This window comes from Streptomyces sp. Ag109_O5-1 (assembly GCF_003814875.1).
Taxonomy (GTDB): Bacteria; Actinomycetota; Actinomycetes; order Streptomycetales; family Streptomycetaceae; genus Streptomyces; species Streptomyces sasae.
This window is the reverse complement of the sequence record NZ_RKQF01000001.1, coordinates 7852287-7865889: the sequence shown is the minus strand read 5'-3', so window position 1 is coordinate 7865889 and position 13603 is coordinate 7852287. Positions and strand designations below refer to the sequence as shown.

General features: G+C 69.7%; 10 protein-coding genes. 1 reads left to right on the top strand and 9 read right to left on the bottom strand.

The window, feature by feature from the left end:
* Positions 1-9: 9 nt before the first annotated feature.
* The 7 genes from mreC to EDD90_RS35685 form a co-directional block, all read right to left on the bottom strand.
* The gene (gene mreC, locus EDD90_RS35715; RefSeq protein ID WP_123976990.1) at positions 10-969 is read right to left on the bottom strand and encodes a rod shape-determining protein MreC; all 960 of its coding nucleotides are present in this window, start codon (positions 967-969) and stop codon (positions 10-12) included.
* A gap of 183 nt (positions 970-1152) precedes the next feature.
* Positions 1153-2172 carry a rod shape-determining protein gene (locus tag EDD90_RS35710; protein WP_099928866.1) on the bottom strand — a complete coding sequence of 340 codons (1020 nt, stop codon included), beginning with the start codon at positions 2170-2172 and terminating at the stop codon, positions 1153-1155.
* Between the two features lie 329 nt (positions 2173-2501).
* Positions 2502-2915 (bottom strand): nucleoside-diphosphate kinase, encoded by a 414-nt coding sequence (ndk, locus tag EDD90_RS35705; RefSeq protein ID WP_123976989.1) that lies wholly within the window; start codon positions 2913-2915, stop codon positions 2502-2504.
* Between the two features lie 67 nt (positions 2916-2982).
* Positions 2983-3348: a DUF4233 domain-containing protein gene (locus tag EDD90_RS35700; protein WP_123976988.1), complete on the bottom strand. Its 366-nt coding sequence runs from the start codon at positions 3346-3348 to the stop codon at positions 2983-2985.
* 2 nt (positions 3349-3350) lie between these two features.
* Positions 3351-4862 (bottom strand): folylpolyglutamate synthase/dihydrofolate synthase family protein, encoded by a 1512-nt coding sequence (locus tag EDD90_RS35695; protein ID WP_260328331.1) that lies wholly within the window; start codon positions 4860-4862, stop codon positions 3351-3353.
* A 9-nt stretch (positions 4863-4871) separates the two neighbouring features.
* Positions 4872-7346 (bottom strand): SpoIIE family protein phosphatase, encoded by a 2475-nt coding sequence (locus EDD90_RS35690; protein WP_123976987.1) that lies wholly within the window; start codon positions 7344-7346, stop codon positions 4872-4874.
* Between the two features lie 180 nt (positions 7347-7526).
* A complete protein-coding gene (locus EDD90_RS35685) occupies positions 7527-10157 on the bottom strand; it encodes a valine--tRNA ligase (protein ID WP_123976986.1) in 2631 nt (876 codons plus the stop codon).
* Positions 10158-10294: 137 nt separating this feature from the next.
* On the opposite strand from EDD90_RS35685, the gene EDD90_RS35680 reads away from it, so the two are divergent.
* Positions 10295-11296 carry a hypothetical protein gene (locus tag EDD90_RS35680; protein WP_123976985.1) on the top strand — a complete coding sequence of 334 codons (1002 nt, stop codon included), beginning with the start codon at positions 10295-10297 and terminating at the stop codon, positions 11294-11296.
* 135 nt (positions 11297-11431) lie between these two features.
* Here EDD90_RS35680 and clpX read toward each other — a convergent pair whose 3' ends face one another.
* Entirely contained in the window at positions 11432-12718 is a 1287-nt protein-coding gene (clpX, locus tag EDD90_RS35675) for an ATP-dependent Clp protease ATP-binding subunit ClpX (protein WP_123976984.1), read from the bottom strand.
* Positions 12719-12907: 189 nt separating this feature from the next.
* Positions 12908-13573, bottom strand: a complete 666-nt coding sequence (locus tag EDD90_RS35670) for an ATP-dependent Clp protease proteolytic subunit (protein WP_123976983.1) — start codon at positions 13571-13573, stop codon at positions 12908-12910.
* Positions 13574-13603: the final 30 nt, after the last annotated feature.

Here is a 13603-nt window from a genome sequence, read left to right as displayed (position 1 = left end):
ATTCAGCTCCTACCGCTGCGGGCTGCTGGTGTCGGACGCGCCGGCGCTCGCGCTCGCGTCCGCGGACGGGGTGACCGTGACGGTCACCGTGGGGATCGGGGTGGGTTTCGGCTTGGCCGGGAGCACCTCGTCGCGCGGGTCCTTCTTCGGTGCCTCGACGACCACGCCGACGATGTCGAGCTTGGTGAAGGACACGAACGGCGTGACGTACAGGGTGCGGGTGAGGCCGCCGTTGGAGGGGTCGATGCCGGTGACCGTGCCGACCGGGACGCCGGGCACGAAGGGCCGGTCGCCCTGGGAGCCGAAGGTGACGAGCCGGTCGCCCTTCTTCACCTCGGCCTGGCCGTTGAGGAGTTCGACGCGCAGCGGGCGGTCGCCCTGTCCGGAGGCGAAGCCGAGTTCGTCGCTGCCCTCCATGCGGGTGCCGACGGTGAAGTCGGGGTCGTTGGCGAGCAGCACGGTGGAGGCGTCGGGGCCGACGGTGGTGACGCGGCCGACGAGGCCGTTGCCGTTGAGGACGGTCATGTCGCGCTTGATGCCGTCGTTGGCGCCGACGTCGATGGTGACGGTCCAGGAGAAGCCCTGGGCCGCTCCTATCCCGATGACCTGGGCGCCCTTGATGCCGTACTGGCCCTCGGCGGCGATGTTCAGCATCTTGTCGAGCTGCGCCAGGCGGCTGCGGTTGCGGTCGCTGCTGCCGAGCTTCGCCTTCAGGGCCGCGTTCTGGGTCTCCAGCCGGGCCAGCCGGTCGTGTCGTGCGCCGGAGTCACGGACGGCGGAGACGGCGTTGCCGACCGGGTCCACCACCGTCGACATGCCGTTCTCGATCGGGCCGAAGACCGCTGCCGCGGCCTGCCGGGCGCCGTCGACCGGGGAGTTCCTGCCACCTCGGATGTCCACCGTGATCAGCGCGAACGCGATGGCGATCAGCAGCACCAGGAGCAGCCGGCTCTCTTTCGTGTCCCTCACGTGCGGCGGCCGTGCCTTCCTCAAATAGGAACCTGCGGGGCTTGGTTGCGGAAGCTTGTGAAGCATGTGGGGGGTTGCGGAGGCTTGTGGGGTGGAGCTCGCCTTGGGCGAGTTTATGCCTCCATATCAACGATCCGCCGCACGAGAGGGGATGATCTCGTACGGCGGAATCGAAGAGTTACGTCATCTGCGCGGCTGGGCGTCCAGGACCTGCTGGAGCGCCTCGAACTCCTCGACGCACTTGCCGGAGCCGAGCGCCACGCTGTCCAGCGGGTCCTCGGCGATGTGGATGGGCATGCCGGTCTCCCGGCGCAGCCGCTCGTCCAGACCGCGCAGCAGTGCTCCGCCGCCGGTCAGAACGATTCCCCTGTCCATGATGTCGCCGGACAGCTCCGGCGGGCACTTGTCGAGGGTGGTCTTCACGGCGTCGACGATCGCGTTGACGGGTTCCTCGATCGCCTTGCGGACCTCGGCGGCCGAGATGACGACGGTCTTCGGCAGGCCGGAGACCAGATCCCGGCCGCGGATCTCGGTGTGCTGGTCGTCGTCGAGGTCGTACGCCGAACCGATCGTGATCTTGATCTGTTCGGCGGTCCGCTCACCGAGAAGGAGGCTGTACTCCTTCTTGATGTGCTGGATGATCGCGTTGTCGAGCTCGTCGCCCGCGACCCGGATGGACTGGGCGGTGACGATGCCGCCGAGCGAGATGACCGCGACCTCGGTGGTGCCGCCGCCGATGTCCACCACCATGTTGCCGGTGGCCTCGTGGACCGGCAGGCCGGAGCCGATGGCCGCGGCCATGGGCTCCTCGATGATGTGCACCTGGCGGGCACCGGCCTGCGACGACGCCTCGATGACGGCGCGGCGCTCGACGCCGGTGATGCCGGAGGGCACGCAGACGACCACGCGCGGGCGGGCGAGATAGCGCCGCTTGTGGATCTTCAGGATGAAGTAGCGGAGCATCCGCTCGGTGATCTCGAAGTCGGCGATCACGCCGTCCTTCAACGGGCGGACGGCGACGATGTTGCCGGGCGTGCGCCCGATCATCTTCTTCGCCTCCGCGCCGACCGCAAGAATTCCACCGGTGTTCGTGTTGATCGCGACGACGGACGGCTCGTTGAGTACGATCCCGCGACCCCTGACGTACACCAGCGTGTTGGCGGTCCCGAGGTCGACAGCCATGTCACGGCCGATGAACGACATTGAGTTCCCCATCAGGATTCGTCTGGCCTTCCCGGGAGCTTTTGAGGGCATTTCAGGTCGGCGAAGCGGGTGCTGTGACGTGAAGGCTTACATCGTAGACGCGCCTGCACGAACACTGCGCGAGGGTCTTCGCCATTGTCAGCACGTACGGGGCCGCCTCGCTTCTGGAGACGGTCCGACGGGGCCACTCGTTCCCCCGATCGGCACGCATATGCCGAGGGACGGCCGAAATCGTTCGGCCGTCCCAGGGTGTGCAGATCAACGGGCTGACGCCTCGTCAAAAACTTCCACGAAAACTCCGTACCGGGGCGCGTTCGCCCCCGGCGGGGTTATGCGCGGCCCGGGAAGAAGATCTTGACCTCGCGCTCGGCGGACTCCTCGGAGTCGGACGCGTGGATCAGGTTCTCGCGGACGATCACGCCGAAGTCGCCGCGGATGGAGCCGGGCGCGGCGGCGATCGGGTCGGTCGGGCCGGCGAGCGCGCGGACGCCCTCGATGACCCGCTCGCCCTCGACGATCAGGGCGACGACCGGGCCGGAGGCCATGAACTCGACGAGCGGCTCGTAGAACGGCTTGCCGACGTGCTCGCCGTAGTGCTGCTCCAGCGTCGCCCGCTCCAGGGTGCGCAGTTCCAGCGCGGTGATCTGCCAGCCGGCCTTGCGCTCGATTCGGCTGATGATCTCGCCGGTCAGGCCACGACGGACGGCGTCGGGCTTGAGCAGGACGAGGGTGCGCTGGCTCACTAGGGGGCTCCTTCGCGGTACTGGCAGGTGCGGTGAGGAGAGGCTACAGGGCGTGTCCGGGCACCCGTCACGCAGCGTCAGCCCCCGGGGTCGCGGACTGCGCCGCCTGCGCCGCGAAGCGGGCCTTGGCCTCGTCGATCTTCCGGCCGTAGTGCACCGAGGCCCACCACAGGCCCGCGAAGATCGCGCCCATGAAGTACATGGTCGGGACGTAGATCCCGGAGGCGATCAGCGCGATCTGCAGGGCCCAGCCGAGGGCGGTGCCTCCCGGCCGGGTGATGACCCCGCACAGGGCCACGCACAGGAACATCGCGATGCCGCTGACCAGCCACACCGTCGAGGCGGCCAGGCCGGGGTCCTTCATGGCGACCAGCGCGGCGAAGCCGATGACGAAGAACTCGCCGATCAGGGTGGAGGAGCAGAGCGTCCGCATGGTCAGCGCCTCCCCAGGAGCAGCCGGGCCTCGCCCACGGTGATGACGGAGCCGGTGACCAGCACCCCGCCGCCGGCGAACTCGCCCTCCTCCTCGGCCAGCGTGATCGCGGCCTCCAGGGCGTCGGGCAGCCGCGGTTCGACCTGGACGCGGTCGTCGCCGAACACCTCGACGGCGATCGCGGCCAGCTCGTCCGCGTCCATGGCGCGGTGGCTGGAGTTCTGGGTGACGACGACCTCGGCGAAGATCGGCTCGAAGGCCTCCAGGAGCCCTCGTACGTTTTTGTCGGCACTGGCCCCGACCACGCCGATCAGCCGGCTGAAGTCGAAGGCCTCGCCGACCGCCTCGGCGGTGGCGCGGGCGCCGGCCGGGTTGTGGGCGGCGTCGAGGACGACGGTCGGGGAGCGTCGTACGACTTCGAGGCGGCCCGGCGAGGAGACGGCCGCGAAGGCTTTGCGGACCGTGTCGATGTCGAGGGGTTCGGGGCGCTGGGAGCCGACGCCGAAGAACGCCTCGACGGCGGCGAGCGCGACGGCCGCGTTGTGCGCCTGGTAGGGGCCGTGCAGGGGGAGGTAGACCTGGTCGTACTCGCCGCCCAGGCCGCGCAGGGTGAGCAGCTGGCCGCCGACGGCGACCTGGCGGGCGACGACGCCGAACTCCAGGCCCTCGCGGGCCACGGTCGCGTCGACCTCCACGGCCTTCTTCAGCAGCACCTGGGCCGCGTCCACCGGCTGCTGGGCCAGGATGACGGTCGCGTCCTGCTTGATGATCCCGGCCTTCTCGGCGGCGATCGCCGCGGTGGTCTCGCCGAGCCGGTCGGTGTGGTCGAGGTCGATGGGGGTGACCACGGCGACGTCACCGTCGATGACGTTGGTGGCGTCCCAGGAGCCGCCCATGCCGACCTCGACGACCGCGACGTCCACGGGGGCGTCCGCGAAGGCCGCGTACGCCATCGCGGTGAGCACCTCGAAGAAGGAGAGCCGGTACTCCTGCTGGGAGTCGGTCATCTCGACGTACGGCTTGATGTCCTGGTACGTCTCGATGAACCGCTCGGCGGAGACGGGGGCGCCGTCGAGGCTGATGCGCTCGGTGACCGACTGCACATGGGGGCTGGTGTAGCGGCCGGTGCGCAGGTCGAAGGCGCCGAGCAGGGACTCGATCATGCGGGCGGTGGAGGTCTTGCCGTTGGTGCCCGTGATGTGGATCGAGGGGTACGACCGCTGCGGCTCGCCCAGGACGTCCATGAGTGCGGCGATCCTGGTGACCGAGGGCTCCAGCTTGGTCTCGCCCCAGCGGGTGGCGAGCTCCGCCTCGACCTCGCGCAGGGCCTTGTCGACCTCGGGGTCCTCGGGGCGGGCGGGTACGTCGGCCTGCTGCGGGCCGCCCTGGGTGCGCAGGGTCCGGCTGCCGGCCTCGATCAGCGCGAGATCGGGGTCGCGGTCCGTCTCGGCCTCGATGATCTCGTCGAAGTCGTCGAAGCTCTCATTGGGGTCGCGCGGGGGCAGATCACTCACGGGACCAGTCTAGGAGCCTCCCGGGGGCCCGGACGCGTCGGCCGTCGGAAGCGCCTGTTCGCACCAGATCGTCTTGCCGGCGGAGGTCTGCCGGGTGCCCCACCGCTGGGTGAGCTGGGCCACCAGCAGCAGGCCCCGGCCGCCCTCGTCGAAGACGCGGGCCCGCCGCAGGTGGGGGGCGGTGCTGCTGCCGTCGGAGACCTCGCAGATCAGCATGGTGGTGTCGCGGATGAGCCGCAGCCGGATCGGGGTGCCGCCGTAGCGGATGGCGTTGGTGACGAGCTCGCTGACCACCAGTTCGGTGGTGAACGACAGCTCCTCCAGGTGCCAGGCGTCGAGCCGGCCGGTGGCCAGGGTCCGGGCCCGGGCGACGTGTTCGGGGTCCGCGGGGACCTCCCAGGTGGCCACCTGGTCGGCAGGCAGGGCGTGGGTCCGGGCCAGCAGCAGGGTGACGTCGTCGGTGGGTTCGCCGGTGCGCAGCGTGGCCACCACCTGGTCGCAGACCGCCTCCAGCGGCTCCCCCGGCGTCGCCAGCGCGCGGCGCAGCCGCTCCAGGCCCTGGTTCATGTCGAGGTTGCGGGAGTGCACCAGGCCGTTGCTGAACAGTGCGAGGGTGGTGCCCTGGGCGAGAGCCAGTTCGGTCGTCTCGAACGGCAGCCCGCCGAGCCCGAGCGGGGGTCCGGCCTGGCCGGGGGCCTGCTCCACCGCGCCCTCGGGGGTGATCACGAAGGGCAGCGGATGGCCTGCGCTGGCGAGGGCGCAGCGCCGGGAGACCGGGTCGTAGACGGCGTACAGACAGGTCGAACCCACTTCGCCGGTCGGCTCCCCGCCGCCGTCGTCGAGGTGGATGACCAGGTCGTCGAGGTGGGTGAGGAGTTCGTCGGGCGGCAGGTCGACGTCAGCGAGGGTCCGGACCGCCGTGCGCAGCCGGCCCATGGCGGCGGAGGCGTGGATGCCGTGGCCGACGACGTCGCCGACGACCAGGGCGACTCGGGTGCCCGACAGGGGGATCACGTCGAGCCAGTCGCCGCCGACCCCGGCGCTGGTGCCGGTCGGGAGGTAGCGGTAGGCGAAGTCGACGGTGGGCCGCTCGGGCAGGCCGTGCGGCAGCAGGCTGCGCTGGAGTGCCAGTGCGGTCTCGCGTTCCCGGGTGTAGCGGCGGGCGTTGTCGATGGCGCGTGCGGACTTCGCGGCCAGTTCCTCGGCGTCGGACAGGTCGTCCTCCTCGAACGGCGGGGAGTCCCGGGTCCGCCAGAAGACGATCACCCCCATGAGGACGCCCTGTGCCGACAGCGGTGCGGTGATCAGCGAGCCCATGCCGTACGCGAGGAGCCGGTCCGTCTGCTGGGTGTCGGGAATGACCCCCGGCCGGACGGCACACAGGTCGAGTACGAGGGCTGCGTCCGGGACGGCGCCGGGGGCGGACCCGGGCGGCGCGGTCACTCCGATGAGCGCACCTGTCGGTGCCAGCGGGGAATCCTCCCGGATACCGCCCCTGGCGACGCGCCGCAGGGCGCTCTCCGCGGCCGTCGGCTCCGCGCCCTGCAGCACGGCGTCCTCCAGGTCGACGGTGACGAAGTCGGCGAAGCGCGGTACGGCCACGCGCACCAGCTCTTCGGCGGTCCGGCCCACATCGAGGGTGTTGCCGACGGCCGTACCGGCGTCGTACAGCAGTCTGAGCCGCCGGTGACTCCTCTCCAGCGAGTCGGCCATCGTGTTGAACGCCGTCTCCAGCTGCCCGATCTCCCGGCGGCCGAAGGGCGGCACCCGTGCGCTCAGGTCCCCGGCGGCCAGCCGGGTCGCGAAGCCGGCCATCCGGCGCAGCGGCCAGACGATCACCCGGGTCACATAGGCGCAGTAGCCGGCGATCAGGAGGACCGCCCCTGCCACCCCGATGGACGCCGCGACCATCAGCCTGTCCATCCGGCTCTCCAGGGCGTGCTCACGCCTGTCGGTGGCGGCGCGCTGGGCGGCGAGGTAGCGGGAGAACTGGTTCCGCAGCGCGTCGACGCGTCGCTCGCCCTCCAACGTCCGCGCCGCGCTGCTGGCCATGGGAGCGTCGCGCCGGGCCGCGTCGACGAGCGGGGCCGAGTAGTCGTCGATGAAGGACTGCCCGGCCTGCCGGATCTGCCGGGCGAGCTGCCGCTGGGCGGGGGACGTGCTGACCTCCACGAGGCGTTGCGCCTGCACGGGGAACACGGCCCGTGCGGCCTGCCACGACCTGAGGAACTGGTCATGCCGGGTGAAGAGGTAGCTCTCCTGCCGGCCCTCCAGGTCCAGGACGGTCTTCTCGACCACTCCGACCTGGTCCAGGGCCGGTCTGCCGCTCCGGGCCGACAGCAGGGAGCCGTGCGCGTCCTGGATCGCCCACAGCAGCGTCAGGAAGACGAGGCCGATGAGCACGGCGAGCAGGGCGCCCGCGACAGCCGTGAGCGGAACCAGGCCCCCTTGCGGAGGTGGTTTCGCTCGGCCCCTGCGCAGCATGCTGGCGTCCCCTCCATCACAAAGCGCCAAAATGGAACATCACGAACATTAAGGTCATGTTCCTGCTTTTGGACAGTAGGGCGCTGACGGGTCCGCGCTTGGTGACCCGGGGGAAGCGCGAAGGCGTCCGGCAGCCCTGTGGAACGGGCTGCCGGACGCCTTCGGGGACGCTCGGGACTGTTATGCCTGCGGGAGGCGGTCCAACTGGGTCTGGATGCGGGCGATGTCCTCGTCCGCCTTGGCCAGGCGGCCGCGGATCTTGTCCACCACGTTGTCCGGGGCCTTCGCCAGGAACGCCTCGTTGCCCAGCTTGGCCGTCGCCTGGGCCTTCTCCTTCTCGGCCGCCGCCAGGTCCTTGGCGAGGCGCTTGCGCTCGGCGGCGATGTCGATCGTGCCGGAGAGGTCGAGGGCGACCGTGGCGCCGGCGATCGGGAGGGTGGCCGTCGCCGCGAAGGCGTCGCCCTCCGGCTGGAGGCGCAGCAGCTGCCGGATGGCCGCCTCGTGCGGGGCGAGGGCCGTGCCGTCGAGCGTGAGGCGGGCCGGGACCCGCTGGCCGTCCTGCAGGCCCTGCTCGGCGCGGAAGCGGCGGACCTCGGTGATGACGGACTGGAGGGCCTCGATCTCCTTCTCCGCCGCCTCGTCACGGAAGCCGCTGTCGGACGGCCAGTCGGCGATGACGACCGACTCGCCGCCGGTCAGCGTCGTCCACAGGGTGTCCGTGACGAACGGGATCACCGGGTGGAGGAGCTTCAGGGTGACGTCCAGGACCTCGCCGAGGACGCGCTGGGAGACCTCGGCGCCCCGGCCGCCCGCCTGGAAGGTGGACTTGGACAGCTCGACGTACCAGTCGAAGACCTCGTCCCACGCGTAGTGGAAGAGCGAGTCGGAGAGCTTCGCGAACTGGAAGTCGTCGTAGAACGCGTCGACCTCGGCGACCGTCTTGTTGAGACGGGAGAGGATCCAGCGGTCCGTCGCCGACATCTCCGACGGGTCCGGGAGCGGGCCGTCGAGCGTCGCGCCGTTCATCAGCGCGAAGCGGGTGGCGTTCCAGACCTTGTTGGCGAAGTTGCGGGACGCCTGGACCCACTCCTCGCCGATCGGCACGTCGGTGCCGGGGTTGGCGCCGCGGGCCAGGGTGAAGCGGACGGCGTCGGAGCCGTACTTGTCCATCCAGTCCAGCGGGTCGACGACGTTGCCGAAGGACTTCGACATCTTCTTGCCGCGCTCGTCACGGACCAGGCCGGTCAGCGCGATGGTCTTGAAGGGGACCTCGCCGTCCATGGCGTAGAGGCCGAACATCATCATCCGGGCGACCCAGAAGAAGATGATGTCGTGGCCGGTGAGCAGGACGTCGGTCGGGTAGAACTTCCGCAGGTCCGCGGTCTGTTCGGGCCAGCCGAGGGTGGAGAACGGCCACAGGCCGGAGGAGAACCAGGTGTCCAGGACGTCGGTGTCCTGCTTCCAGCCCTCCGCCTCGGTGCCGGGCGGCTGCTCGTCGGGGCCGACGCAGACGACCTGGCCCTCGGGGCCGTACCAGACCGGGATGCGGTGGCCCCACCACAGCTGGCGCGAGATGCACCAGTCGTGCATGTTGTCGACCCAGTCGAAGTACCGCTTCGACATGTCCTCGGGGTGGATCTTCACCCGGCCGTCGCGGACCGCGTCACCGGCGGCCTTGGCGAGCGGGCCGACCTTGACCCACCACTGCATGGACAGGCGCGGCTCGATGGTGGTCTTGCAGCGCGAGCAGTGGCCGACGCTGTGGACGTAGGGCCGCTTCTCGGCGACGATCCGGCCCTGGGAGCGCAGCGCCGCGACGATCGCGGAGCGCGCCTCGAAGCGGTCCAGGCCCTCGAAGGGGCCGTGGACGGTGATGACCGCCCGCTCGTCCATCACGGTGATGGACTCCAGGCCGTGGCGCTGGCCGATCGCGAAGTCGTTCGGGTCGTGGGCCGGGGTGACCTTGACGGCGCCCGTGCCGAACTCCGGGTCGACGTGCGTGTCCGCGACGACGGGGATCGTGCGGTCGGTCAGCGGGAGCTTGATGCGCTTGCCGACCAGGTGCTTGTAGCGCTCGTCGTCGGGGTGGACGGCGACGGCCGTGTCACCGAGCATCGTCTCGGCACGCGTGGTGGCGACGACCAGCGTCTCGTCACCCTCGCCGTACTTGATGGAGACCAGCTCGCCGTCGTCCTCCTGGTACTCCACCTCGATGTCCGAGATGGCCGTCAGACAGCGCGGGCACCAGTTGATGATGCGCTCGGCGCGGTAGATCAGCTCGTCGTCGTAGAGCTTCTTGAAGATGGTCTGGACGGCCTTGGACAGGCCCTCGTCCATGGTGAAGCGCTCACGGTCCCAGTCGACGCCGTCGCCGAGGCGGCGCATCTGGCCGAGGATCTTGCCGCCGTACTCTTCCTTCCACTGCCAGACCCGCTCGACGAACTCCTCGCGGCCGAGGTCCTGGCGGGACTTGCCCTCCTCGGCGAGCTGCTGCTCGACCTTGTTCTGGGTGGCGATACCGGCGTGGTCCATGCCGGGCAGCCACAGCGACTCGAAGCCCTGCATGCGCTTGCGGCGCGTGAGGGCGTCCATGAGCGTGTGCTGGAAGGCGTGGCCCAGGTGCAGGGAGCCGGTGACGTTCGGCGGGGGGATGACGATGGTGTACGCGGGCTTGTCGCTCTTGGCGTCGGCCGCGAAGTAACCGCGCTCTACCCAGCGCTCGTACAGCGTCCCCTCTACGTCGGCCGGCGCGTACTGGGTCGGCAGTTCGGTGCTGGGCGCTGTGGGCTGCTGCTGAGCATTCTCGGTCACGGGGCTCAGTTTAGAGGTGTCCCGGGCGTGTCCCGAAACGCGTTTGTTCTGTAACGGCGGGCACCCCCACGCCATGAGCCCCCTGTGACTGCGCCAGGATGTCAGGAACACATAAGCATCTGGAGGGGAACCCAGAGATGAGCTACAACCAGCCGGGCCCGTACGGCGGGCCGCCGCCGCCGCAGCAGCCGGGACCGTACGGACAGCAGCCGGGTCCGTACGGCCAGCCGCCGCAGGCGCCCCAGCCCGGCTACGGCTACCCCCAGCAGGCCCCGCCGGCGGCCCCGCCGCAGCCGGGTCCGTACGGCCAGCAGCCCCCGCAGCCGGGCTACGGCTATCCGCAGCAGGGCGCCCCGGGCGCGCCGCAGCAGAACCCTTACGGCCAGCAGCCGCCCTACGGCCAGCCTCCGTACGGCCAGCAGCCCTACGGCGTCCCGCAGCCGCCGGCGCCGGGCGGCGGGAAGAAGAAGACGGGCCTGGTCATCGGGGCGGTGGCGGTGGTCGCCGCGGTCGCGGTGGGCGCGTACTTCGTGCTCGCCGGGAACAACAGCGCCGGCGGCATCAAGGACGACGGCGCACACAAGCTGACGACGCCGGCGACGGTCATCAACGGGACGTACAAGAAGTCGGACGGCTCCGGCTCCTCGGACGGGCTGACCGACTCCGACGTCTCGGACTTCGAGAAGATGGGCGTGAAGAACCCGAAGGCCGTCAGCGCCGGATACGGGAACGGCTCGGGCCTGACGGCGAAGAGCCTCTCGTTCGCCGGGGTGTACGGGACGATCGACGACCCGGAGGCCGTCGTCGACGCCATGTTCGCCAAGGTCAAGTCCGAGTCGGAGAAGAGCAGTTCGTCGGAGAAGAGCAAGCTGGTCGGCAGCCCCGAGACGGTCAGTCCGGCGGGCTTCGCCAACGGCGTCATGAAGTGCCAGGTGATACAGGTCGACAACAGTTCCGCTGCCTCCGCGGGTGAGCCGAAGACCCTCAAGTCGCCCATGTGCATCTGGGGCGACCACAGCACCGTCGCCGTCGTCACCGCGTTCAGCTTCGCCAGTCTGGCCGGGAGCGACGGCAACCTGGTCGCCGACAACGCGGAGATCGCGGCCAAGCTGCGGAACGACGTCCGCGTCAAGCTCTAGCGACGCCAGCCACGCTCCGGCGACGTCGAACTCCGGTGACGTCGGCGTCACGCTCCGGCGAACGCCCACAGGTCACGACGGAAGGGGCCCCGGTCATGCCGACCGGGGCCCCTTCCGTCGTTCGTCGTACGGCGGTTACGCCGACTTCTGCTCCCCGGCGCCCCGGCCGCGGGCCTCGCGCGGGATCAGGGTCGGGTTGACGTTGGAGTGGACGACGTCGGCCGTGATGACCACGCGGGCGACGTCCTTGCGGGACGGGACCTCGTACATCACGGACATCAGGACTTCCTCCATGATGGCGCGCAGGCCGCGCGCGCCGGTCTGGCGGAGGATGGCCTGGTCGGCGATGGCCTCCAGGGCCTCGCGCTCGAAGTCCAGCTCCACGCCGTCGAGTTCGAAGAGGCGCTGGTACTGCTTGACGAGCGCGTTGCGCGGCTCGACGAGGATCTGGAGCAGGGCCTCGCGGTCCAGGTTGTGGACGCTCGTGATGACGGGCAGCCGGCCGATGAACTCGGGGATCATGCCGAACTTGACCAGGTCCTCGGGCATGACGTCCTCGAACTGGTCCTTGGCCTCCAGCTCGCGCTTGGAGCGGATGGTGGCGCCGAAGCCGATGCCCTTGGCGCCCGCCCGGGACTCGATGATCTTCTCCAGGCCGGCGAACGCACCGCCCACGATGAACAGGACGTTCGTCGTGTCGATCTGGATGAACTCCTGGTGCGGGTGCTTGCGGCCGCCCTGCGGCGGGACGGAGGCCGTGGTGCCTTCGAGGATCTTCAGCAGGGCCTGCTGGACACCCTCGCCGGAGACGTCCCGGGTGATCGACGGATTTTCACTCTTCCGCGCGACCTTGTCGATCTCGTCGATGTAGATGATCCCGGTCTCGGCCTTCTTGACGTCGTAGTCGGCCGCCTGGATCAGCTTGAGGAGGATGTTCTCCACGTCCTCGCCCACATAGCCGGCCTCCGTCAGCGCGGTCGCGTCGGCGATCGCGAACGGGACGTTCAGCATGCGGGCCAGGGTCTGTGCGAGGAGCGTCTTGCCGGAGCCCGTGGGCCCTAGCAGCAGGATGTTGGACTTCGCCAACTCGATGGCGTCGTCGCGGCCTTGGGCGCCGCCGTTCTCGCCGGCCTGGACGCGCTTGTAGTGGTTGTACACCGCGACCGAGAGGGCCTTCTTGGCGGGCTCCTGGCCCACCACATAGCCCTCCAGGAACTCGTAGATCTCGCGGGGCTTGGGGAGTTCCTCCCAGCGCACCTCGCTCGTCTCGGCGAGCTCCTCCTCGATGATCTCGTTGCAGAGATCGATGCACTCGTCGCAGATGTACACACCGGGCCCTGCGATGAGCTTCTTGACCTGCTTCTGGCTCTTGCCGCAGAACGAGCACTTGAGCAGATCGCCGCCGTCACCGATGCGTGCCACGGTGTGCTTCCCCTTCGCCTGGGAGACGCCTGGACTCTTTCGAATCCAGCGGCTCCTGGTGCTGCCTTATGTCGACGGTACCTTGCCGGGACCCCCGTACGGGCCCCCCTTGGCACGGTTCACTTTGACGTGCACCTTGCCGAGCACGTGGTCAAACCACGCCAAGGGCGGCAGAGAATACATCCTCTGTCAGCGGACGTCCGCGTTGTTCATCTTCCGGGTGGAGATGATCTGGTCCACGATGCCGTACGCGAGTGCTTCCTCGGCCGTGAGGATCTTGTCGCGCTCGATGTCCTCACGGACCTGCTCGATCGGCCGGTTGGAGTGCTTGGCCAGCATGTTCTCCAGCTGCTCACGCATCCGCGTGAACTCGTTGGCGATGATCTCCAGGTCGGAGAGCTGGCCGCGGCCGGTGGAACCGGCCGGCTGGTGGATCAGCACACGGGAGTTCGGCAGCGCCATGCGCTTGCCGGGCGTACCGGCCGCCAGCAGGATCGCCGCGGCGGAGGCCGCCTGGCCCATGCAGACCGTCTGGATGTCGGGCTTGACGAACTGCATCGTGTCGTAGATCGCCGTGAGGGCGGTCATGTCGCCGCCCGGGCTGTTGATGTAGATCGAGATGTCCCGGTCCGGGTCCATCGACTCCAGGCACAGCAGCTGCGCCATGACGTCGTTGGCGGAGGCGTCGTCGATCTGGACGCCGAGGAAGATCACGCGCTCCTCGAAGAGCTTCGCGTACGGGTCGTACTCGCGGATGCCCTGGGAGGTGCGCTCCACGAAGCGCGGGATGACATAGCGGGCGTCGGGCCGGGGACCGTCGTAACGGGCGTCGGCGGCGCCGTGGAAGTTGCTCATGAGGGTGTTCACCGTCCTGGTGGCGTTCGG